This is a genomic window from Mycobacterium sp. E1715 (assembly GCF_001667625.1).
Classification (GTDB): Bacteria; Actinomycetota; Actinomycetes; order Mycobacteriales; family Mycobacteriaceae; genus Mycobacterium.
Window position 1 is genome coordinate 1 of the sequence record NZ_LZJJ01000330.1, and the last position, 21,448, is coordinate 21,448.

General features: G+C 70.2%; 19 protein-coding genes and 3 pseudogenes. 14 read left to right on the forward strand and 8 right to left on the reverse strand.

What is annotated here, in order from left to right; all coding sequences use genetic code 11:
* Positions 1-1,926: pseudogene (locus tag A9X03_RS29860) on the forward strand (hypothetical protein); the annotation flags it as partial.
* Positions 1,923-2,186, forward strand: coding sequence for a hypothetical protein (locus A9X03_RS30325; protein WP_082950447.1), 264 nt, complete (start codon positions 1,923-1,925; stop codon positions 2,184-2,186). The pseudogene A9X03_RS29860 and the gene A9X03_RS30325, both read left to right, overlap by 4 nt.
* A gap of 79 nt (positions 2,187-2,265) precedes the next feature.
* Here the strand turns inward: A9X03_RS30325 and A9X03_RS16905 are convergent, their stop codons facing one another.
* The gene (locus A9X03_RS16905) at positions 2,266-2,679 is read right to left on the reverse strand and encodes a F420-dependent biliverdin reductase (RefSeq protein WP_067755029.1); all 414 of its coding nucleotides are present in this window, start codon (positions 2,677-2,679) and stop codon (positions 2,266-2,268) included.
* A gap of 35 nt (positions 2,680-2,714) precedes the next feature.
* Between A9X03_RS16905 and A9X03_RS16910 the strand changes: the two genes are divergently transcribed.
* From A9X03_RS16910 to A9X03_RS16925, 4 genes are read left to right on the forward strand one after another with little or no spacing between them, the layout of a single operon-like run.
* Complete coding sequence (locus tag A9X03_RS16910) at positions 2,715-3,464, forward strand: SDR family NAD(P)-dependent oxidoreductase (RefSeq protein WP_068262053.1); 750 nt, start codon at positions 2,715-2,717, stop codon at positions 3,462-3,464.
* The gene (locus tag A9X03_RS16915; RefSeq protein WP_068262056.1) at positions 3,461-4,633 is read left to right on the forward strand and encodes a bifunctional cobalt-precorrin-7 (C(5))-methyltransferase/cobalt-precorrin-6B (C(15))-methyltransferase; all 1,173 of its coding nucleotides are present in this window, start codon (positions 3,461-3,463) and stop codon (positions 4,631-4,633) included. Before A9X03_RS16910 ends, A9X03_RS16915 begins: the two co-directional genes overlap by 4 nt.
* Positions 4,630-5,385: a precorrin-4 C(11)-methyltransferase gene (gene cobM / locus A9X03_RS16920; protein ID WP_068262080.1), complete on the forward strand. Its 756-nt coding sequence runs from the start codon at positions 4,630-4,632 to the stop codon at positions 5,383-5,385. Before A9X03_RS16915 ends, cobM begins: the two co-directional genes overlap by 4 nt.
* Positions 5,385-6,110 carry a cobalt-precorrin-6A reductase gene (locus tag A9X03_RS16925; protein WP_068262059.1) on the forward strand — a complete coding sequence of 242 codons (726 nt, stop codon included), beginning with the start codon at positions 5,385-5,387 and terminating at the stop codon, positions 6,108-6,110. The genes cobM and A9X03_RS16925 overlap by 1 nt, the downstream gene beginning before the upstream one ends.
* Here A9X03_RS16925 and sigC read toward each other — a convergent pair.
* Complete coding sequence (gene sigC / locus A9X03_RS30330; protein WP_231969178.1) at positions 6,107-6,664, reverse strand: RNA polymerase sigma factor SigC; 558 nt, start codon at positions 6,662-6,664, stop codon at positions 6,107-6,109. The genes A9X03_RS16925 and sigC overlap by 4 nt on opposite strands.
* A 147-nt stretch (positions 6,665-6,811) precedes the next feature.
* Positions 6,812-7,480, reverse strand: a pseudogene (locus tag A9X03_RS30635) (DUF2275 domain-containing protein); the annotation flags it as partial.
* A 131-nt stretch (positions 7,481-7,611) separates the two neighbouring features.
* Between A9X03_RS30635 and A9X03_RS30860 the strand changes: the two are divergent.
* A pseudogene (locus A9X03_RS30860) lies at positions 7,612-8,119 on the forward strand (PPE family protein); the annotation flags it as partial.
* Between the two features lie 286 nt (positions 8,120-8,405).
* On the opposite strand, the gene A9X03_RS30865 reads toward A9X03_RS30860, so the two are convergent.
* Complete coding sequence (locus A9X03_RS30865; protein ID WP_369831375.1) at positions 8,406-8,675, reverse strand: hypothetical protein; 270 nt, start codon at positions 8,673-8,675, stop codon at positions 8,406-8,408.
* Between the two features lie 25 nt (positions 8,676-8,700).
* Between A9X03_RS30865 and A9X03_RS30345 the strand changes: the two genes are divergently transcribed.
* The gene (locus tag A9X03_RS30345; protein WP_068262061.1) at positions 8,701-9,543 is read left to right on the forward strand and encodes a hypothetical protein; all 843 of its coding nucleotides are present in this window, start codon (positions 8,701-8,703) and stop codon (positions 9,541-9,543) included.
* Here the strand turns inward: A9X03_RS30345 and A9X03_RS16945 are convergent.
* From A9X03_RS16945 to cobG, 3 genes are read right to left on the reverse strand one after another with little or no spacing between them, the layout of a single operon-like run.
* Positions 9,540-11,021 (reverse strand): precorrin-2 C(20)-methyltransferase, encoded by a 1,482-nt coding sequence (locus A9X03_RS16945; protein WP_067760907.1) that lies wholly within the window; start codon positions 11,019-11,021, stop codon positions 9,540-9,542. The two genes, A9X03_RS30345 and A9X03_RS16945, sit on opposite strands and share 4 nt — an antisense overlap.
* Positions 11,018-11,644, reverse strand: coding sequence for a precorrin-8X methylmutase (locus tag A9X03_RS16950; protein ID WP_067760905.1), 627 nt, complete (start codon positions 11,642-11,644; stop codon positions 11,018-11,020). The genes A9X03_RS16945 and A9X03_RS16950 overlap by 4 nt, the downstream gene beginning before the upstream one ends.
* A gap of 9 nt (positions 11,645-11,653) precedes the next feature.
* Positions 11,654-12,814, reverse strand: coding sequence for a precorrin-3B synthase (cobG, locus tag A9X03_RS16955; protein ID WP_067760903.1), 1,161 nt, complete (start codon positions 12,812-12,814; stop codon positions 11,654-11,656).
* 67 nt (positions 12,815-12,881) lie between these two features.
* Here cobG and A9X03_RS16960 point away from each other — a divergent pair, with 67 nt between their 5' ends.
* The 4 genes from A9X03_RS16960 (at position 12,882) to A9X03_RS16975 (ending at position 18,474) form a co-directional block, all read left to right on the forward strand.
* Entirely contained in the window at positions 12,882-13,550 is a 669-nt protein-coding gene (locus A9X03_RS16960) for an alpha/beta hydrolase (protein ID WP_067760901.1), read from the forward strand.
* A 3-nt stretch (positions 13,551-13,553) separates the two neighbouring features.
* Positions 13,554-17,129 (forward strand): cobaltochelatase subunit CobN, encoded by a 3,576-nt coding sequence (gene cobN / locus A9X03_RS16965; RefSeq protein ID WP_068262064.1) that lies wholly within the window; start codon positions 13,554-13,556, stop codon positions 17,127-17,129.
* A 98-nt stretch (positions 17,130-17,227) separates the two neighbouring features.
* On the forward strand, positions 17,228-17,614 hold the full coding sequence (locus A9X03_RS16970) for a PPOX class F420-dependent oxidoreductase (protein WP_068262068.1): 387 nt from the start codon (positions 17,228-17,230) through the stop codon (positions 17,612-17,614).
* Between the two features lie 5 nt (positions 17,615-17,619).
* A complete protein-coding gene (locus A9X03_RS16975; RefSeq protein WP_068262071.1) occupies positions 17,620-18,474 on the forward strand; it encodes a type 1 glutamine amidotransferase domain-containing protein in 855 nt (284 codons plus the stop codon).
* Between the two features lie 5 nt (positions 18,475-18,479).
* Here A9X03_RS16975 and A9X03_RS16980 read toward each other — a convergent pair whose 3' ends face one another.
* Positions 18,480-19,187: a dienelactone hydrolase family protein gene (locus A9X03_RS16980; protein WP_067760893.1), complete on the reverse strand. Its 708-nt coding sequence runs from the start codon at positions 19,185-19,187 to the stop codon at positions 18,480-18,482.
* 73 nt (positions 19,188-19,260) lie between these two features.
* On the opposite strand from A9X03_RS16980, the gene A9X03_RS16985 reads away from it, so the two are divergent.
* Both A9X03_RS16985 and A9X03_RS16990 read left to right on the forward strand, forming a co-directional pair.
* Positions 19,261-19,797 (forward strand): FxsA family protein, encoded by a 537-nt coding sequence (locus A9X03_RS16985; RefSeq protein ID WP_068262074.1) that lies wholly within the window; start codon positions 19,261-19,263, stop codon positions 19,795-19,797.
* A gap of 106 nt (positions 19,798-19,903) precedes the next feature.
* On the forward strand, positions 19,904-21,436 hold the full coding sequence (locus A9X03_RS16990; RefSeq protein WP_156746580.1) for an amidohydrolase: 1,533 nt from the start codon (positions 19,904-19,906) through the stop codon (positions 21,434-21,436).
* Positions 21,437-21,448: the final 12 nt, after the last annotated feature.

Genomic DNA, 21,448 nt, shown 5'->3' on the forward strand with positions numbered 1-21,448 from the left:
ATACACAGGAATGGATTTGAACGCACTCTGATCCAGTGCCGCCCAACTGGCCGCAGCGCCTTTGGGATCGAAGGCGAACCGGCTCGGGTCAAGCTGGTCCTGCAATTCGGCAATGCCGACTGCGCTCTTGAAGATTCCCTCACCGGCATCCGCGGTGAGGGCGAAGTCATCCGCCACGAACTTGCCGACGGTCTCGCCCAGAAATTCGACCAGCTGCCCGCGCACGTAGGTTTTCAGGTCGCCGACCAGACCGTCGATGATCTGCATCCCCGTTTTGATGACGTGCTCGCGGGCCTGCGCTTCCCGCTTCATGTTGTCCAGGACGTCGTTGATGTCCCGCACGATCTTCTCCAGCTCATCGGCCGCATCGCCTTCGATCCCAAAGGCGCTGCGGCCAGTTGGGCGGCACTGGATCAGAGTGCGTTCAAATCCATTCCTGTGTATGCGCTTTTCGACCCGAAGGGCGCCGCGAAGAACGACTTAGGAGTCTTGAAAGGTCTTACCCACTGGGATGATCTGACCTCTGGTCGGCCCGGGCTGGGGATCGGGGAAGGCATCTTCGACGGCATGACATTACTGCTGGGCGGCGGTTTGGCGAAGGCGGGATCGGAAGGTGCGGAGGCGGCGGGTGCTGAAGCCACCGAGGAGGCTACCGAGGGCGAGAAGGCGGCCCAAGGCGCCGCAGGCGCGGCCGGCGAATTGAACGGGGTTGGCGGCACGCTCGCTGATATCGCGACGAACGGCGCCGACCTCACGAAGGGCCTTCAGAATCTCGGCGAAGATCTGCCTAAGGGAGATCCGCTCCCTGGCGGCAGCGCGGTGGCTCTGCCGCCAGGGAAGTTGCCCGAGGTGCCGGTCGAGTCGGCGCCCCACCCGCCGGTTCAACCTCACGGCCCGGCAGATCCGGCGACGGTGCCTCCCGAATCACCCCGAGGGGCCGGCGAGCGACCCGCCCCCGAACCGGTGGGGGGTTCGCACGAGCCGGCTCCGGGTGGAGGTCCACGTGAGCCGGTTACGGCTCCTGGTGCCACTGCGCAGGCTGGGCACGCGGTGGGCGATCGCATGGCATCCGCCGTGCCGCGGCTGGTCGACCATTCGCCGACGCAGCTTCCGGTGTCGCCCGCAAGACCGCCCTTCGAGCCGGCATCCGCCGCGCATTCACCGCGACCAGCTCCGTCCGCGCCGTCCAGCGCGCCGCCCGCCGGGCCGCATTTTGCGTCCCCGAGCGGCCACCCGGCCGAGATGCCCGCACCTGGCGGAGGGCATGTGCCTAATGACGGGCTGCCTCCCGGCGAGCATCCGCATCGAAAGCCGCCGCACGAGGGGAAGCCCGATGAGCACGATGACGGTAAGTCGGGTGACGATCGGAATGGTAGGTCTGACGGGGACGATGGCAAGGATCACGCGAGCAACGAAGACGCCTCATCCGATGGAATCAGCGCAGAAAAGCGGAATGAGATCATCGCGATGCCGAAAGGCAGTCGACCTGATCCTTCCGAATATTTATCGCCGGACTATATAAAGAACCATCTGCAAAAATTTAGCGATGGTGCTACCCGTTTCATGCCGGCAAGTAACCTCGAGAAATATGGCATTGCTCAGAGAGACGGAACATCGTTCGTAATGCCGCGGAATGAAGCTGATGCAATGCTCGAGGCTTCGGGTGGAAACCTAAGAAGCATGGAAAACGAACTCGGCTTACCCGAAGGGTTCCTTGATTCTAACAACCTTGTCAGGATCGATATCGCAGACCCCGGGGAGTACCACTTAAGAATGCCTTCCGGTAATGAGGCCGGCGCAAATGAACAATGGATTCCAGGTGGTGTCCTCCCCGATGGCGCGTCTGAGGCTGTCATAGACGGTGGAGAAATACCGCCTGATGACTATACTGTAACGAACATCTTCGACCAGAAAGAGATCAGATGACGTTTGACGACACCTATTTCTCTCGAGAAGATAGGTACTCGCTCGGCGTAGAGTCGGAGTCGGGCAGGTATTATGCTTCACTACCGGTAAGCAATGGCGTCGTAGATTATGAAGAATACTACGAACTCACGCCTGATGAATACGATCACTTGCTGCACGATAGGAATGCTGCAATAGAGTTCATCGAAGCATGCCGTAGGCGAGCGCACGATGACCTTCTCATCCAGAAGCCCGGCAGAAACCGAGGAACCCCGGTCTAAAAGAAATGCACGAACAAAGACCTCGTTAAGGGCCGCCGGAAGGGTGCCGCCGGTCTCAGGCAAACCCGGGCAATCAGCCCTACGTCTCGCCCCGATCCAGCAAGCCCGACGACCCGAGCACCCGCTCCACGTGCACCTCGATGACCACCCGCCGCGGGTTGGGCCGTGGGGTGCGGTAGCGCTGGGCGTAGCGGAGTTCGGCATCGCGGACGGCGTCGGCATCGCTGTTGACCTTGGACCGGCCCTCCAGCGACAACCACCGCGCGCCGTCGACCTGACTGAGCACCGCCACCCCGCCCCGGTCGGCGTTCACCGCCTTCTGCGAGCCGCCGGTGGTGATCACCCGGGCGATGTGCGTCTTCGGGTCGAAGGTGAACCCCACCGCCACGACATGCGGCGAATTGTCGGCTCGCAGCGTGGTCAGCATGGCCAGATGCCGTTCGGACAGGAACGCCAGCGCATCGTCGGTGAGCCGGGTAGTGGTATTCGCCATCACCGCCCACGCTAGCGCAGGACATAATCGCAGCCGTGGGCGACACGGGCGCGGGACCAGTACTAGTCCTGGGCGGGCGCAGCGAGATCGGCATCGAGCTGGCCCGCCTCCTGGCGCCCGGGGCGACGGTGGTGCTGGCGGCGCGCAAGGCCGACCAACTCGACGACCAGGTCGCCACGCTCAAAGCCGCCGGTGCCAAGACGGTGCACACCAGAGAATTCGACGCCGACGACCTGGATTCCCACGGCCCCCTGGTCGCCGCGGTCATCGCCGACCACGGACCCATCGCCACCGCGATACTGGCCTTCGGAATCCTCGGCGACCAAGCCCTCGCCGAGACGGACGCCGCCCACGCGGTCGCCGTCGTGCACACCGACTACGTCGCCCAGGTCAGCATGCTCACCCACCTGGCGGCCGCGATGCGCGAGGCCGGCACAGGCCGACTGGTCGTGTTTTCCTCGATCGCGGGCGCGCGCGTGCGTCGCGCCAACTACGTCTACGGCTCGGCCAAGGCCGGCCTGGACGGCTTCGCCAGCGGCTTGGCCGACGCCCTGCACGGCACCGGCGTCAAACTGCTGATCGCCCGCCCGGGTTTCGTGATCGGGCGCATGACGCAGGGCATGGATCCCGCGCCGCTGTCCAGCACACCCACCCAGGTGGCCAAAGCGACCGCGCGCGCGCTGGCCAAGCGCCGACGCACCGTGTGGATCCCCTGGGCGCTGGGGCCGGCTGCCGCCGTGATGCGGCTGCTGCCGCAGTTCGTCTGGCGCAGGATGCCGCGATGATCATCGTGGTGGGCATCGGCGCCGACGGCATGGCCGGGCTCGCTCAGACGTCTCGCGATGAATTGCGAAGGGCGACAATAATCTACGGATCGAAAAGGCAACTCGACCTGCTCGACGAAACGCTAACCGCACCCCGCCGGCAGTGGCCCTCGCCGATGTTGCCCGCGCTGCAGACGCTGCTCGACGACCACACCGCGGACGTGCATGTGGTGGCCAGCGGCGACCCGCTCCTGCACGGCATCGGCGGAACGTTGATCCGGCTCCACGGCCCCGGGCGAGTCCGGGTGCTGCCGCACGTGTCCTCGGTGACGCTGGCGTGCGCCCGAATGGGCTGGAACCGCCACGACACGGAGGTGATCAGCCTGGTCACCGCGCAACCGCACACCGCGATCCGCCGCGGCGGCCAAGCCGTCGTGCTTTCGAAAAACGCCACCACACCGAGAGAACTCGCCGCTCTCCTCGACGCGCACCGTCGCGGCGACTCCGAGTTCACCGTTCTGGAAAACCTCGGCGGCCCAACCGAACAGCGTCGTGACGGCACCGCAAGCCACTGGGCCGCTGAGCCACCCGATGACGTCGACGACCTCAACGTCATCGCCATCCGATACCTGCCCGACGAACGGACGTCGTCGCCGCCCGACGAAGCGTTCGCCCACGACGGGCAGATCACCAAACACGGAATCCGCGCGGTGACACTCGCGGCACTGGCCCCGCGCCCGGGTGAACGCCTCTGGGATGTCGGCGCGGGCTCCGGCAGCATCAGCGTCGAATGGTGCCTTATCGGAAAAGGTTGCAGCGCGGTGGCTTTCGAGCGGGACGAACGACGTCGCGACAACATCGCAGCCAACGCCGCAGCCTTCGGCGCCCCCATCGACGTGCGCGGCGAGGCCCCGGGCGCGTTCGGCGGCACCGAGCCGCCGTCGGCGATCTTCCTCGGCGGCGGCCTCACCCAACCCGGTCTCCTCGATGCCTGCCTCGACGCGCTGGCGGCCGGGGGACGCCTCGTGGTCAACGCGGTCACCGTGGAGTCCGAAGTCTTACTGGCACAGTCATATTCGCGCCTAGGGGGCCAACTGCGACGCTTCCAGCACTATCACGGCGAGCCGCTCGGCGGCTTCACCGGATGGCGGCCGCAGATGCCGGTCACCCTGTGGACGATGACGAAATGACGGTCTATTTCATCGGGGCGGGCCCGGGCGCCGCCGACCTGATCACCGTCCGCGGCCAGCGACTGCTCGAGTCCTGCCCGGTATGCCTGTACGCGGGGTCGATCATGCCCGACGATCTGCTGGCGCTCTGCCCGCCCGACGCGAAGATCGTCGACACCGGACCGCTGACGCTGGAGCGGATCATCACCGAACTCGCCGACGCCGACGCGGCCGGTCACGACGTGGCCCGGCTGCATTCGGGTGACCCGTCCCTCTACAGCGCGCTGGCCGAACAATGCCGACGGCTCGACGCGCGGGGCATCGACTACCAAATCGTGCCCGGCGTACCGGCTTTCGCCGCGGCTGCGGCCGCGCTGAAGCGGGAGCTCACCGTCCCCGGCGTTGCCCAGACCGTGACGCTGAGCCGGGTCGCCACCCTGTCGACCGCAATGCCGGCCGGTGAGGACCTGGCCAGCCTCGCCCGTTCGGGCGCGACCCTGGTCCTGCACCTCGCGGCGGCCCAGATCGACGCCATCGTCCCGCAACTTCTCGACGGCGGCTATCGACCCGAAACACCGGCCGCGGTCGTGGCTTTCGCGAGCTGGCCGCAAGAGGTGGTGCTGCGCGGCACGCTCGCCGACCTCGCCGACCAGATGCACCGGGCCGGCATCACCAAGACCGCGGTGATCGTCGTCGGCGACGTGCTGGCCGCCGAGGGGTTCACCGACAGCTACCTGTATTCGACCGGGCGGACGCGGGGGAGCCGGCACTGATGCGAGTGCTGCTGCTCGGCGGCACGGCCGAAGGTCGCGCGCTGGCGAAGGCGCTCCACCCGGACATCGACATCGTCAGCTCCCTGGCAGGGCGGGTACCCGACCCCGCGTTGCCGGTCGGTCCCGTCCGCATCGGCGGCTTCGGGGGCGTCGAGGGGCTTCGGCGCTGGCTGCGCGACGAGCGTATCGACGCGGTGGTCGATGCGACCCACCCCTTCGCGGCGGCCATGACGGCGCACGCGGCGCAAGCGTGCGGTGAACTGTCGATGCCGCACCTGGTGCTGGCCCGTCCGGCGTGGGAGCCCGGCTCCGCGATCGTGGTGGAATCCGACTCGCGGGCGGCGGAAACCGTTGCGCGAGAGCGATTTTCGCGGATATTTCTCACCACCGGGCGTTCGGGGACCAGGGCCTTCGCCGGCAGCGACGCGTGGTTTCTGATCCGCGCGGTCACCGAACCCGACCCCTCCTCGCTGCCGCGCCGCCACCAGCTGGTCCTGTCCCGCGGGCCGTATCGCTACGACGCCGAGGTCGCGCTGATGCGGGAACACCACATCGACGCCCTGGTCACCAAGAACAGCGGTGGGGCGATGACGCGGGCGAAGCTGGATGCGGCCGTGGCGCTGGGCATTCCGGTGGTGATGGTCGCGCGGCCGCCGCTGCCGCCCGGGGTGACGGCGGTGGGCAGCGTCGACGAGGCCGTCGAATGGGTGACGCGGCTGAATTAGCCCGTCAGGTCGTCGCGCTCGACGTCTGCGGCCAGCAGCGCGTCACGGGCGCGCGCGACGCGGGACCTGATGGTGCCCACCGGGCAGCCGCACACCGCCGCCGCGTCGGCGTAGGGCAAACCCAACAACTGGGTGAGCAATAAGGCTTCTCGTTGCTCGGCGGTGAGTCCCGCGATCATCGTGGTGACCTCGACCAGGTCTTCGAATCCGCGGGCGTGGCGATCGCCGCGCATCACGTGTTCCGGATCGGCGCCCGGGGCGGAGCGCGGCCGCGACTGGACGTGGCGGATGTGGTCGGCCACCACGCGTCGTGCGATGGAAAGCAGCCAGGTCCGGGCGCTCGAACGCCCGGAGAACCGTTCGATCGCCCCGATCGCGCGCAGGAACGTCTCTTGAGTCAGGTCGTCGGCGCTGCCCGCGTCCGACAGATAGGTGACGAACCGCCACACGTCCTGCTGGGTGGCCTTGATGAACGCCTCGAGCGCCCGGTCGTTCCCACGCGCGGCGGCCAACGCGAGCTCGGTAACGGCCTCGTCATCGCTGGACGCGATCATGGCGAACCACCTTTGTTTCGCGGGCTCAGTGAGTCTACGACGGCCTGTCGTAGCGGCTGCGGCGGGGTCGGCGGCGGACCGGTTGATGGGCCACAGGTGAGCGCGGCGCCTGACTGCGGGGGACTCGGCTGGCCAGGCCGCGCCGTCCGCAGCATCGGACGCGCCCATCCGGTCCGATCGCACCCGTTCCCGCGCCACCAGCAACGCGAACGCGAGGCCCAGCAGCAGGGGCATGTGGCTGGCGATGCGCGTCGCAGTGACCTCGCCGGCGAACGCGTCGACGATCACGTAACCCAGCAGCGCGACCGAATAGACGCCCGTAATCGCCGCCACCCCAATCGCGGTGACCGGCCAGACGCCGGCGGCCACCATCGCCAGACCCAATGCCAGCAACCAGGCGGTGGACTCGTGCATCAGATGCTCGCCGGACATCGCGCCGTGCATGTGGCTGGACACCATGCCGAAATCGACACCGCTGATCTGCGCGGCGGCGATCGCCACCTGGAACAGCCCGACCGCGATCAGTCCCCACCGCCGGTAGTGCGAACGCAGCCAACGCATCCTGCGCTGGTGGCCGGAGGACTCTTCGCCAATGTTCGCCATGATTCGCGACACCAGGTCGGGCCCGTCGATCGGCTCGACCGACGCCAGCCGGCGGGTCTGCGCGGCGGCGCCGATGAGCCAGGAGCGGCAGCGCCGGCACGATTCGAGATGGGCATCGACCTGCCGCGCGAGCGCCTGGGGACGCTCGCCGTCCAGTCGGGCCGAAAGCGCCTCACGCGCCGCGTCACACCGCATCCCTGCATCGTTGCGCATGCCCGGGCCGGGCGCAAAGAGCCCCCGAAATCAGCCGGCGGGAACTAATCCGTCCGGCGAACCGACCACTGGACGTCAACAGCCCCGACATTCGAAGAGGTATTCGTGTTCCTGCCCGAAAACCCCCGACGGTGACCGCCCCGATCTGGATCGCCTTCCCGCCCGAGGTGCACTCGACGCTGCTCAGCAGCGGGCCCGGAGCCGGGCCGATGCTCGCCGCCGCCGCGACATGGTCGTCGATGAGCAGCCAATACGCCGAAGCCGCAGAGGAACTCACCGGGCTCCTGGGCGCCGTGCAGGGCGGCGCGTGGGAGGGGCCCACCGCCGAGCAGTACGTCGCGGCCCACGCCCCGTACCTGGCCTGGCTGCTGGAGGGCTCCGCCAAGAGCGCGACGGCCGCGGCGCTGCACGAGACGGCGGCCGGGGCTTACACCGCGGCACTGGTTGCCATGCCGACGATGCCCGAGCTCGCCGCCAACCACGCGACGCACGCGGCGCTGGTGGCGACGAACTTCTTCGGCATCAACACCATTCCCATCGCCGTCAACGAGGCCGACTACGCGCGCATGTGGGTGCAAGCCGCCACGACGATGACCACCTACCAAGTGGCCGCCGAATCCGCGCTCGCGGCGGTCCCCACCACCACGCCCGCGCCCATGATCGTGGCCCCGGCCGCGGAGGCGAGCGTCGCAAGCGCGCAGGCCGCCGACACGCCGCAACCGGCGCGGACCTATCCGTCCTGGCAGGACCAGCTCACCGCCTGGTTGCAGCAGTACACGAAGAATTTCGCTTGGCCGGTCTCCAAAGACCTCAACCCCGGTGGCTGGCCGTTTCCGCCGGTGCCATTCGTCAACGGCCTCGCCTCGTTCTTCGGTCAATTGGGGCTATCGCCGGCGCTTTCCAGCGCCCTGGGCTGGGCGATCTTTCACACGCTGATGATCTTCTGGCCCTTCATGCAGGCCGCCATCCAGATGGCGGTGGTGCTGGCGCCGATGGTGGTGTCCGTGCTGGGCGCCGCCGCGGCCGGGGGAGCGGCGGCCGCGGTCACCGCGATCAGCGTCGCCAACCCGGTCGGCTGCGCGAGACCGGATCTCGCTGCGGCACCGGCGAATCCGAGCGGTCCCCCGCCCTGGTCCGAGGCGCGCACGGCGTCCGGGTCCTCGTCGCCGGCCCCCGACTCCTGATCGAGGTCCATGAATTCGTAGCGGTACGCGCGGTCGGTGGCCGTTCCGGGGCGGCGCCGGCGGGCCCGCGCCTTCTTCTTGGCCGCGGCGGCCGCGGCGGCCGCGGCGGGGGCGTCGACGTCGTCGGGAGCCGGTTCCTCCGATTTGCGACGTGACCGGCCGCTGGCGCTGCCGCGGGCCGCCAGCCCGGACAGTCCCACGGCGTACAGGGCGTCGGGCATGCCCGCTCCGATGCCGTCCGTGGCCGTGGGACTGAAGCCGGCGCCCGGCCCGCCGCCGAACGGTCCGCCACCGGCCGGTGCGGCCACCGTCGATGCGGGGGCGCTGGACATGGTCTGGGCGTTGCTCACGCTCGCCGGAGCGGTGCCGATCGCCGGCGCCGGCGCGGTCGCCATCGGCGCCGGCGCGGGCGCGGGCGCCGGCTTCAGTCCCACGGCCACGGACGGCATCGGAGCGGGCATGCCCGACGCCCTGTACGCCGTGGGACTGTCCGGGCTGGCGGCCCGCGGCAGCGCCAGCGGCCGGTCACGTCGCAAATCGGAGGAACCGGCTCCCGACGACGTCGACGCCCCCGCCGCGGCCGCCGCGGCCGCCGCGGCCAAGAAGAAGGCGCGGGCCCGCCGGCGCCGCCCCGGAACGGCCACCGACCGCGCGTACCGCTACGAATTCATGGACCTCGATCAGGAGTCGGGGGCCGGCGACGAGGACCCGGACGCCGTGCGCGCCTCGGACCAGGGCGGGGGACCGCTCGGATTCGCCGGTGCCGCAGCGAGATCCGGTCTCGCGCAGCCGACCGGGTTGGCGACGCTGACCCGCGACGGGTTCGGTGACGGGCCGACCGTGCCGATGATGCCCAGCAGCTGGCGCAGCGACGATTAACCGAGCGGGTAGCGCCGGGGTGTGAACACCCGGTCGCCGGAATCGCTTGCATGCCATTGCGTTTGCGACGATCCGACGATCAGCAGGCAACGCATGTCCACCTGCGCGGGGTCTAGATCGGCCAGCCGCACCACGCGGACGTCCTCGTCGGGCCCGGAAACGCTGCGGCCGACCACCACCGGCGTCCCGGGCTCGCGGTGTTCCAGCAGCAGGTCGCGCATCGCGCCGACTTGCCACGTTCGCGACTTGGACGCCGGGTTGTAGATGGCCAGCACCAGGTCGGCGGCGGCCGCCGCGGCCAGCCGCTCGGCGATGATCTCCCACGGTTTGAGCCGGTCGGACAGCGAGATCACCGCGTAGTCGTGGCCCAGCGGAGCGCCGACCCGGCTGGCGACGGCCTGGGCCGCCGTCATCGCCGGAATCACCCGGATCGCCACTCCCGGCCACTCTTTGGCCTCTTCCAGCACCGCGGTCGCCATCGCGAACACCCCGGGGTCCCCCGAGGACACCACCGCGACGGCACGGCCCTGCTCTGCCAACGCGCAGGCCAGTCGGGCGCGCGCGGGCTCGTCTGTGTTGTCGCTGGGGTGCCGGCGTTGGCCGTCGCGCACCGGGACGCGATCCAGGTAACCGGCGTAACCGATCAGGTCGGTGGCGCCGGCCAGCTCACGCCGGCTCTGCGGGGTCATCCAGTCGCTGCCGCCGGGCCCCAGGCCGACCACCGCGACCGTGCCGGCCGCCGCTGGCTGCCGTCCGCGGCGCCCACCCGGCAGCATCGCCAGCGAGAAGTAGGGCACGCCGGCCTCGTCGACGTCGGCGGCGGGCAGGATTCGCTGCCCGGCGGTGCTGGCCCGCTCGACGTAGAACGCGTCGTCGAGCTGCCCGGACGCCGAAAGCGCTTCGCGCACAGCGCGATACGAGCGACCAAGTTTCAGCACCACCGCGGCGTCCGCGTCGGCCAGGCGGCGGGTGAGCTCGGCGACCGGCAGGGTGCCCGGCAGCACCGAGAGCACCTCGTCGCCGGCCACCAACGGCGTCGCGATGGCCGCCGACGCGGCGCTCACCGACGTAACCCCCGGCACGATGACGGCGTTGAACCGCTGCGTCAGCCGGGTGTGCAGGTGCATGTAGGAGCTGTAGAACAGCGGGTCGCCCTCGGCGAGCAGCGCCACATCGCGGCCCGCGTCGAGATGAGCGGCGATGCGCGCGCTGGCTTCCACGTAGAAGTCCTCGAGGGCCCCGGCGTAGCCGCCGGGGTGGTCGGTCACCTCGGTGGTCACCGGATAGATCAGGTGCTCCTCGATCTGCCCGGCCCGCAGGTACGGTTCGGCGATCCCGCGCGCGATGCTGCGGCCGTGCCGGGCGCTGTGGTAGGCCACCACGTCGGCCTCGCCGATCACCCGCGCCGCCTTGACGGTCACCAGCTCCGGGTCGCCGGGTCCCAGCCCGACACCCCAGAGAGTGCCCCGCGTGGTCATTCGCGGTCGCTCGCGATCGCATTGACCGCGGCGGCGGCCATGGCGCTGCCACCGCGGCGGCCCCGCACCACCAGATACGACATCCCGCGCGGACGGTCGATGAGCTCCTGTTTGGACTGGGCCGACCCGACGAATCCGACCGGCCCGCCCAGGACTCCGGCCGGCGGGGAAATCCCTTCGTCGACCAGCTCGAGCAACCGGAACAGGGCGGTGGGCGCGTTGCCGATGGCCAGCACGGCGCCGGGCAGCCGATCGGCCCACAGCTCCACCCCGGCCGCCGATCGGGTGGTGTGCCTGCGCGAGGCCAGGTCCGCGGCGCGCGGGTCGGCCACCAGCGACACCACCTCGTTGCCGGCCGGCAGCCGCGCGCCGGTGATCCCGGCGGCCACCATCGACGAATCGCACAGCACCGGCGCGCCGCCGCGCAGGGCGGCGCCGACGCGCGCGGCGACGTCGTCGGTGTAGGCGACGTGCTCGGCGATGTCGACCTGCCCGCAGGTGTGGATCAAGCGCACCACCACCCGCGCGATGTCGTCCGGGAAGCGGGCCAGGTCGGCTTCGGCCCGAATGGCCGCGAACGACTGCCGATAGATCTCAGCTGCGTCGCGGATGTAGTCGAGCACCCGCTTACCCTAAGGTCCTGGCGGCGACCCGCTTCGCCCGGCTTCGCCGCGCTTGCGGTCACCGCGTAGCTGGCGGTATCCGTCGCCAGTCGCCAGCAGCACCTCGCCGGTCAGCGGGCTGCCGCACGCGCGGTCGCAGCCGACGAAATGGCGATGCACTCCCGCATCCCCGCCCAGCGCCGCGGCCGCGTCGGCCCGGACATCGGCCAGCGAATGCGCGCATCCGGGGCTGCCGGTGCAGGCGCTGACGTTCAGCCAGGGGGAGTTCTCGTCGAACACCAGACCCAGCGGGGCCAGCACCCGCAGCGCGACGTCGGCGATGCCCTCGTCGAGATCGCACACCAGCACCGAGCGCCAGGGTGTGATCACCAGCGGCGCCTCGATCGCCGCCAGGAATTCCGCGACCCGCGCGGACAGCACCCCGAGCGGCACCGCGGCGCCGAGCGCCACCCTGCCTTCTTGGCCGGGCCAGTCCTGGTTGATCCAGCCCACCGGCGGCCTGGTGACCGCGGGAAAGGCGACGGCGCCCAGTTCCGCGCCGGGCAACAGGCTTTCGATGTCGTCCAATTCCTTGACACGCCAAGCGCTTCCACGTGTCGCTGCGAAACGTGTCGCGATCATGACCAGCGTCTCGATCACCTCGCCGGCCGTCAGCCGGACGCCGGTGTCGCGTCCGGCGAGCAACAACGCCCAGCCATCGGGAAGCGCGTGCACACCGACGTCGGCGCACAGGCCGGAAACGTCGGCGCGCCCGTCGTCGAGGCTGAACCAAAAGCGCCCGCCCAGCTCGACCAGGCTCGGCTCGGCGCGGATCGCCTCGTCCAGCTCGGTGATCCACGGACGCACGTCGACAGTCCCGCCAGCCCGGCCGGATAGCGGCGAAGCGACGATGTTGCGTACCCGCTCGTGGGTCGCCGAGGGCAACAGCCCCGCGTCGGCGATGGCCTCGGCCGCCGCCGTCACATCGGTGATCCCGCGCAGCTGCACGTTGCCGCGCGCGGTGAGCTCGAGCGTCGCCGAACCGAATTCGGTGGCCACCCGTGCCAGCGCGGCGAGCTGGGCGGCCGTCAGCACGCCGCCGGGCAGCCGGATCCGCGCCAGGGCGCCGTCGGCGGCCCGGTGCACCTGTAGCGCACCCGGGCATGCGTCGGTGTCGCGGGATCTGGGCACGCGTCCACGGTACGGGCCTGGTCCGCCTCACGATTGGGGTCTCGGGATCCGGGGCACCCTCGTCCGCATGCAGACGGTCGAATACGCCCCGGGCCGCTTGGCTGATGTCTACGGCGACTCCACTCGCCCCACGGTCCTGTTATGGCACGGCATGCAGACCGACGCGCGCGCGGCCTTCGGTCCGCTCGCCCGCCTGCTCGCCGAACGTGGCGCGGCGGCGGTCGCACCGGACTGGAACTCCCACGCCGACGACGGCGGGCGCGCAGACCTGCTGCGGTCGCTCGACTTCACCCGGGAACGTGCCGGCGACCCCGACGGCATCGTGCTGGTCGGGTGGTCCATGGGTGGGTGCGCCGCGGCGGGCCTGACGCTTCGCGGCGACGTCCCCTTGGCGCACACCGTCTGCCTCGCCGGGGCTTTCATGGTGCCCGACCCGCTCACCGGCCGGGTGCCGACCGGGGCGTTGACGCCGGAGGGCGGCGGCACACCCTTCACGTTGCTGCACGGCCTGGCCGACGATGTCGTCCCGGTGACGGCCAGCAGGGACTTCGCCGCCGCCTTGCGACGGGCCGGCTGGCCGGTGGAGTTGGTGGAGCTGGCGGCCGACCACGGGTCCATCGCGGGCGCCGACTACGACGCCGCCGCGGATCGCTACGAGCCGGGTAAGAGCGACGAGGCGCTGCGGGTCGCCGGAGAGGTCGCCGACCGGATCGCGGCGACCCTACGGTACGAATGAGGGGTGGCTGAGCCGACCATCCTTTTGCTGTCGACGTCCGACACGGACCTGATCAGCGCCCGCGCCAGCGGAAGAAATTATCGGTGGGCCAACCCTTCGCGCCTGGATGAAAGCGAACTGCCGGAACTGCTCGCCGGCGCGTCGATCGTGGTGGTTCGCATCCTCGGCGGTTACCGCGCCTGGCAGAGCGGGATCGACAGCGTGGTCGCCAGCGGCGTGCCCACCGTGTTGGTCAGCGGTGAGCAGGCCGCCGACGCCGAGCTGACCGGGCTGTCCACGCTCGCCGCCGGCATCGCGGTGCAGGCGCACATCTATCTGGCGCACGGCGGCGTCGAGAACCTCCGCCAGCTGCACGCCTTCCTGTCCGACACCGTGCTGATGACGGGGTTCGGGTTCAGCCCGCCCGTCGTGACACCGACCTGGGGCGAGCTGGAGCGGTCACACCCCGGCGAGTCCGACGGCCCCACGATCGCCGTCCTGTACTACCGCGCGCAACAGCTGGCCGGCAACACCGGCTACGTCGAGGCGCTGTGCCGGGCCATCGAGGACGCCGGCGCGCGGCCGCTGCCGGTCTACTGTGCGTCGCTGCGGACCGCCGAACCCGAACTGCTGCAACGGCTGGGGGACGCCGACGCCATGGTGGTCACCGTCCTGGCTGCCGGGGGACTGAAGCCGGCCACGGCGTCCGCCGGTGGCGACGACGACAGCTGGAACGTCGAACACCTTGCGGCCCTGGACATTCCGATCCTGCAGGGACTGTGCCTAACCAGCTCTCGGGCCCAGTGGAGCGAAAACGACGACGGGCTGAGCCCGCTCGATGTGGCCACCCAGGTGGCGGTGCCCGAGTTCGACGGCCGCATCATCACGGTCCCGTTCTCCTTCAAGGAGATCGACGACGACGGCCTGATCTCCTACGTTGCCGACCCGGAGCGGTGCGCACGGGTCGCGGGGCTGGCAGTCCGGCACGCGCGGCTGCGCCACGTCGCCCCGGCCGACAAACGGGTGGCCCTGGTGTTCTCGGCCTATCCGACCAAGCACGCGCGGATCGGAAACGCGGTGGGGCTGGACACGCCCGCCAGCGCGGTCGCGCTGCTGCGCGCGATGCGCGAGCGCGGGTACCAGGTGGGCGAAATCCCCGGCGTCGACGCCGACGACGGCGACGCCCTGATCCACGCCTTGATCGAACGGGGGGGTCAGGACCCCGACTGGCTCACCGACGGGCAATTGGCGGGCAACCCGATCCGCCTGTCCGCCAAGGACTATCGGGACTGGTTCGCCACCCTGCCCGCCGATCTGACCGACGCGGTGACACGGCATTGGGGCCCGCCGCCCGGGGACCTCTTCGTCGATCGCACACGAGACCCCGACGGTGAAATCGTCATCGCCGCAATGCAAGCCGGCAACCTGGTGCTGATGGTGCAGCCGCCCCGCGGTTTCGGCGAGAACCCGGTGGCGATCTACCACGACCCCGACCTGCCACCCAGCCACCACTACCTGGCCGCCTACCACTGGCTCGACGCCGGGTTCGGTTCGCACGCCGTGGTGCACCTGGGCAAGCACGGCAACCTGGAATGGCTGCCCGGCAAGACGTTGGGCATGTCGGCCGCCTGCGGATCCGACGCCGCGCTGGGCAACCTGCCCCTGATTTACCCCTTCCTGGTGAACGATCCGGGTGAGGGCACCCAGGCCAAGCGGCGGGCGCACGCGGTCCTGGTCGACCATCTCATTCCGCCGATGGCGCGCGCCGAAACCTACGGCGACATCGCCCGGCTGGAGCAATTGCTCGACGAGCACGCGAACGTCGCCGCGCTCGACCCCGGCAAGCTGCCCGCCATCCGCCAACAGATCTGGACCCTGATCCGGGCCGCCAAGATGGACCACGATCTCGGGCTGACTGAGCGGCCCCCCGAGGATTCGTTCGACGACATGCTGCTGCATGTCGACGGCTGGCTCTGCGAGATCAAGGACGTGCAGATCCGTGACGGACTGCATGTACTGGGCCAAAAGCCTTCGGGGGAAACCGAACTCGACCTTGTGCTGGCGATCCTGCGCGCCCGCCAGCTGTTCGGGGGAGAGCAGGCCATCCCGGGATTGCGGCAGGCGCTGGGCCTTGCCGAGGACGGTACCGACGAACGCGCATCGGTCGACTCGGCCGAGGCAGCGGCCCGCGGACTCATCGCGGCGCTGCAGGCCAGCGGCTGGGAGCCCGACGCCGCCGACCGCATCACCGACAACCGCGAGATCGCGGCGGTGCTCCGGTTCGCCGCCACCGAGGTGGTGCCCCGCCTGGCCGGCACTGCGGCCGAGATCGACCAGGTGCTCGACGCGTTGGACGGCCACTTCATCCCGGCCGGCCCGTCGGGCTCACCACTGCGCGGTCTGGTCAACGTGCTGCCCACCGGCCGCAACTTCTACTCCGTCGACCCCAAGGCGGTGCCCTCGCGGCTGGCCTGGGAGGCCGGCGTGGCCCTGGCGGATTCGCTGCTGACCCGCTACCGCGACGACCATGGGCAATGGCCGCAGTCGGTGGGGCTCTCGGTGTGGGGCACCTCGGCGATGCGCACCGCAGGCGACGACATCGCCGAAGTGCTTGCGCTGCTGGGAGTTCGGCCGGTTTGGGATGACGCGTCGCGGCGCGTCGTCGACCTCACCGCCATACCGCTCGCCGAGCTGGGCCGTCCGCGCATCGACGTGACCGTGCGGATCTCCGGGTTCTTCCGCGACGCCTTCCCGCACGTGGTGACGATGCTCGACGACGCGGTGCGGCTGGTCGCCGGGCTCGACGAGCCGGCCGACGACAACTACGTGCGGGCGCACGCGCAGGCCGACCTGGCGCAGCACGGCGACCAGCGCCGCTCCACGACAAGGATTTTCGGCTCCAAGCCGGGAACTTACGGCGCCGGGTTGCTACAGCTGATCGACAGCCGCAACTGGCGCGACGACGCCGACCTGGCGCAGGTGTACACCGCGTGGGGTGGCTTCGCCTACGGCCGCGACCTGGACGGCCGCGAGGCGGTCGACGACATGAATCGTCAGTACCGGCGGATCGCGGTGGCCGCCAAGAACACCGACACCAGGGAACACGACATCGCCGACTCGGACGACTATTTCCAATACCACGGCGGGATGGTGGCCACGGTGCGGGCGTTGACCGGGCAGGCGCCGGCCGCCTACATCGGTGACAACATCCGGCCCGACGCGATTCGGACGCGGACGCTGTCCGAGGAGACGACGCGGGTGTTTCGCGCCCGAGTGGTCAATCCGCGCTGGATGGCGGCGATGCGCCGGCACGGCTACAAGGGTGCGTTCGAGATGGCGGCGACGGTGGATTACCTGTTCGGCTATGACGCGACCGCGGGCGTGATGGCGGACTGGATGTACGAGCAGCTCACCCAGAGCTACGTGCTGGATCCCGAGAACCGGAAATTCATGGCGGAGTCCAATCCCTGGGCGCTGCACGGCATGGCCGAACGACTGCTGGAGGCCGCCGGCCGCGGCATGTGGGAACAGCCGCAACCGGATACCCTCGACGGCCTGCGCCAGGCGCTGTTGGAAACCGAGGGGGACCTGGAGGGCTGATCCCTGACGCGAGTGTGCGGCTAGCCGCACACTCGGCAGCGAACGTGCGGTTGCCCGCACACTCGGCACGGGCGGGCTACGGGGCGTAGGTTGACACCGTGACACCCACCTTCGCCGATCTCGCCAAGGCGCAATACATCCTGCTGACCACGTTCACCAAGGACGGCAAGCCCAAGCCGACGCCGATCTGGGCCGCCGCCGACCAGGATCGGCTGCTGGTGATCACCGGAGAAAAGTCGTGGAAGGTCAAGCGGATCCGCAACACTCCGCGGGTCACGCTGGCCACTTGTACCATGCAGGGCAAACCGACCAGCGAGGAAGTCGAAGGCACCGCCGCCATCCTCGACAAGTCGCAGACCGCCGCCGTGTACGACGCCATCGGCAAGCGCTACGGCATCCTCGGTAAGGTCTTCAACCTCTTCAGCAAGCTGCGCGGCGGCATGGAGAACAACGTCGGCCTCGAACTCAGGGTGTCCCCGACGTAAGGGCCATGGGCACCGTTCTCGTCCCGATCCCGGACCGCGACTTCGACCCGACCGAGGTCGCGGTCAGTTGGCGCGTCCTGACCGACGACGGGCATCGGGTGGTGTTCGCCACCGAGAGCGGAACGCCCGGCGCGGCGGACGACATCATGGTGAGCGGCCGTGGCCTGGACCTCTGGTCCGCCCTGCCGGTGCTGGGGGCCATTCCCGTCATCGGTCTGATGCTGCGGGCGAACAAGGCCGGGCGCGGCGCCTATCGGGACATGTTGGCGTCAAACGAGTTTCAGCGCCCGGTCGCGTGGGCCCAGGCCGCCCTCGACGGCATCGACGCGCTGCTGCTGCCCGGCGGGCATCGGGCCCGCGGAATGCGCAGCTACGTCGACAGCCACATCCTGCATCGGCTTGTGGTGGACGCCTTCAAACGCGGCATGGTCGTCGGCGCCATCTGTCACGGCGTGCTGCTCGCGGCGCGCAGCGTCGACCCCGAGACGGGCCGCTCGGTGCTCTACGGGCACCAGACCACGGCCCTGACGTGGGCGATGGAGCGCCTGGCGTGGCGGTTGACGCGTGTCACCCGGTTCTGGGACCGAGACTACTACCGCACCTACACCGAGGAACCCGGCCAGGCGGAAGGGTACATGTCGGTGCAGGCGGAAGTGACTCGTGCGCTTGAAGATCCGGCGGACTTTCGCGACGTGGTGCGCGGTTCACCGGACTGGCGGCGCAAGACCTCCGGCATGGCGCGCGACACCGCGACCGACCCGCGGCCCGCGTTCGTCGTCGACGACGGCGACTACGTGTCGGCGCGCTGGCCCGGAGACACGCACACGTTCGCGACGGTCTTGTCGCGAAAGCTCAAATGACGCAGCTACGTCGTCGCGCCCGCCGCCAAGTGCTCGCCGAAGAACGCGAACACCCGGCGCCAAGCGTCCTCCGTGGCCGCCTCGTCGTAGCCGAAACCGGTGATCCGCAGCAGTGGCTGGGCCGGCAGGTCGTTGGCAAAGCTATGCCCCACACCGGGATAGACCTTCACATCGGCAGTGATGTTCTTCCTGGCGATGGTCTCGCGCAGCTTCTCGGGCGCGCCTCGTCCCAGCGGGTCCTTGGCGCCGAAACTGGCCACGATCGGGCACGCCCCGTCCAGCGTCTTGTCGAGGTTGCGGGGCAGGGGAGCGCCGTAGAACGGGGCGGAAGCGCCGAAACCCTTGGGAGACATGACCAATGCGAACTGGCCGCCCATGCAGAACCCCGCGATGCCGACCTGGCCGGAACATTCCGGCATGGCTTTCAGGTGATCGCGCGCCGCCAGGATGTCCGATAGGGCGCGGCCGCGCTGCGTCTGCAGCTCCTTCATCACCCGGGTGATGCAGCGCATCCGGCCGCCCCGCGCGTACATGTTGGGGGTGATCGCCACATAGCCGGCCTGGGCGATGCGCTTGTTCGTCGACTCCTTATCCCTGCCGTATCCGAACGCGTCATGAATCACGACGACGCCCGGCCACGGGCCCTGACCCGAGGGAAGGTCCAGCAGCGCGTCGATCGGTCCGTCGGGCGTGTCGATCTCAATCGTGGTCATAGCGTCATCTAACTGCAATCGCCCCGGACACCACCATGGGAACTTCGACGCGGTCGGCGTACGTTGCCCTGACATGCTGTCACGGCTGTTTCTCGGCTACGCCGTCGTCGAGCTGGCGGCGATCATCGCCCTGGTCTCGACGATCGGGTGGGGTTGGACGCTGCTGGCATTGGCGGGCACCTTCCTGCTCGGATGGGGCCTCCTGGTGCCGATGATGGGCTCGCACCTGCTGCGCCAGGTCGGCGACCTCCGCTCGGGTCTCGCAGAGCCGCGCACCGCGGTGCGGGACGGGACGCTGGTCTCGCTGGCCACCCTGCTGGTCTTGGTACCCGGCCTCGTGACAACGGCGCTGGGGCTGTTGCTGATGGTGCGACCCGTACGGTCGGCCGTCGGGCCCGGTTTGGCCGCGATCGCGATGCGCGGACTGCGGCGGCGCATGCCGCTGCTCGCCGACACGACTCTGTTCGGCGCCGGCGCGCGTCAGACCGGCGGCCCCGCGCAAGACGGCTACATCGACGGCGAGGTCGTCGACGTCCGGGACTACCGCCCGGCCGCCCTCGAGAACGAGCCGGTGCGCGGCGGATTCCCGGGCCGGCCCGCCTGGGACTGATCGCCCCGCCCCGAAGCCCACGTAGTTTTGCCCTGTGAGCCACACGCCCACCACGCTGTTGGTCAATGGCCGGGTGCACAGCCCGAGCCATCCGGACGCCACCGCCATGGCGGTGCGAGGCGACGTCATCGCCTGGCTGGGCAGCGACGACGTCGGCCGCGGCCTGTTTCCCGACGCTGACATCGACGACGTGGACGGCGGTTTTGTGGCGCCGGGATTCGTGGACAGCCACATCCACCTCACCGCCACCGGCCTGACGCTCAGCGGCCTCGACCTGCGCGCGGCCGGCTCGAGAGAGCAGTGCCTCCAGCTGGTGGCCGATTACGCGGCGGCCCACCCGGGCCTTCCCGTCTGGGGCCACGGGTGGGACGAGTCCTCGTGGCCCGAGAACAGCGCGCCAACCACCGCGGACCTCGACGCCGTCCTGGGTGACCGGCCCGCCTACCTGTCCAGAGTCGACGTCCACTCCGCGCTGGCCTCGACGGCCCTGCGCCGGCGCATCGCGGACCTGCCGGCGGCCGGCGGCTTCCATCCCGACCGGCCGCTCACCGCCGACGCGCACCATCTGGTCCGCGCCGCCGCCCGCGACATGCTCACGCCCGAGCAGCTCGCCGAAGCCCGCACGGCCGCCCTGCGGGCCGCCGCGGCGGCAGGCATCGTCGCGGTGCACGAATGCGCCGGACCCGAGATCGGCGGCCTCGACGACTGGCTGCGGCTGCGGTCGCTCGATCAGGGCGTCGAGGTGACCGGCTACTGGGGTGAGGCCGTGAGCACCCCGGCACGGGCGCGCGCGCTCATCGAGGAGACCGGAGCCCGCGGGCTGGCCGGCGACCTGTTCGTCGACGGCGCGCTCGGGTCCCGCACCGCCTGGCTGCACGAGCCCTACGCCGACGCCGCGGACCGGTTCGGCACCTGCTACCTCGACCCCGACCTCGTCGAGGCGCACCTGCGCGCGTGCACCGAGGCCGAGGTGACCGCCGGCTTCCATGTCATCGGCGATGCCGCGGTGTCGGCGGTGGTGACGGCCCTCGAACGGGTCGTCGCCGACCTCGGGGCGGTTGCCGTCGCCCGGTGCGGGCACCGGTTGGAGCACCTTGAAATGGTCACCGCCGAGCAGGCAGGCCGCCTCGGGCAATGGGGCGTGATCGCCAGCGTGCAGCCCAACTTCGACGCGCTGTGGGGCGGCGCCGACGGCATGTACGCGCGGCGTCTCGGCGCCGAACGAGGCCGTCGGCTCAATCCGTTTGCGCTGTTAGCATCGCAAGGCGTGCCCCTCGCGCTTGGTTCCGATGCGCCGGTCACGGGCCTCGACCCGTGGGCGAGCGTGCGCGCGGCGGTCAACCACCACACGCCGGGCAGCGGGGTCTCCGCGCGGGCGGCGTTCGCCGCCGCGACCCGCGGCGGCTGGCGCGCCGCCGGCATCGACGACGGCAGGACGGGAACCCTGGTGCCGGGCGCGCCGGCCTCCTACGCCGTCTGGGACGCCGCGGCCCTGGAGGTCCACGCGCCCCGCGACGCCGTTCAGCGCTGGTCGACGGACCCGCGCGCCCGGGTCCCGGCCTTGCCGCGCCTGGGCCCGACCGACGCCTTGCCGCGGTGCCGGCGAACGGTGCATCGGGGCGCTGTCATCCATGGCTAGGGAATGGTTCGG

Bases quoted from the DNA above. Each gene is read 5' to 3' on its own strand.
- A9X03_RS16985 (WP_068262074.1), top strand. From the start codon at position 19,261: ATGCTGTCACGGCTGTTTCTCGGCTACGCCGTCGTCGAGCTGGCGGCG.
- A9X03_RS16925 (WP_068262059.1), top strand. From the start codon at position 5,385: ATGCGAGTGCTGCTGCTCGGCGGCACGGCCGAAGGTCGCGCGCTGGCG.
- A9X03_RS30865 (WP_369831375.1), bottom strand. From the start codon at position 8,675: ATGGACCTCGATCAGGAGTCGGGGGCCGGCGACGAGGACCCGGACGCC.
- cobM (WP_068262080.1), top strand. From the start codon at position 4,630: ATGACGGTCTATTTCATCGGGGCGGGCCCGGGCGCCGCCGACCTGATC.
- A9X03_RS16975 (WP_068262071.1), top strand. From the start codon at position 17,620: ATGGGCACCGTTCTCGTCCCGATCCCGGACCGCGACTTCGACCCGACC.
- A9X03_RS16945 (WP_067760907.1), bottom strand. From the start codon at position 11,021: ATGACCACGCGGGGCACTCTCTGGGGTGTCGGGCTGGGACCCGGCGAC.
- sigC (WP_231969178.1), bottom strand. From the start codon at position 6,664: ATGATCGCGTCCAGCGATGACGAGGCCGTTACCGAGCTCGCGTTGGCC.
- A9X03_RS16990 (WP_156746580.1), top strand. From the start codon at position 19,904: ATGGCGGTGCGAGGCGACGTCATCGCCTGGCTGGGCAGCGACGACGTC.
- A9X03_RS30325 (WP_082950447.1), top strand. From the start codon at position 1,923: ATGACGTTTGACGACACCTATTTCTCTCGAGAAGATAGGTACTCGCTC.
- A9X03_RS16960 (WP_067760901.1), top strand. From the start codon at position 12,882: ATGCAGACGGTCGAATACGCCCCGGGCCGCTTGGCTGATGTCTACGGC.
- A9X03_RS16915 (WP_068262056.1), top strand. From the start codon at position 3,461: ATGATCATCGTGGTGGGCATCGGCGCCGACGGCATGGCCGGGCTCGCT.
- A9X03_RS16980 (WP_067760893.1), bottom strand. From the start codon at position 19,187: ATGACCACGATTGAGATCGACACGCCCGACGGACCGATCGACGCGCTG.
- A9X03_RS16905 (WP_067755029.1), bottom strand. From the start codon at position 2,679: ATGGCGAATACCACTACCCGGCTCACCGACGATGCGCTGGCGTTCCTG.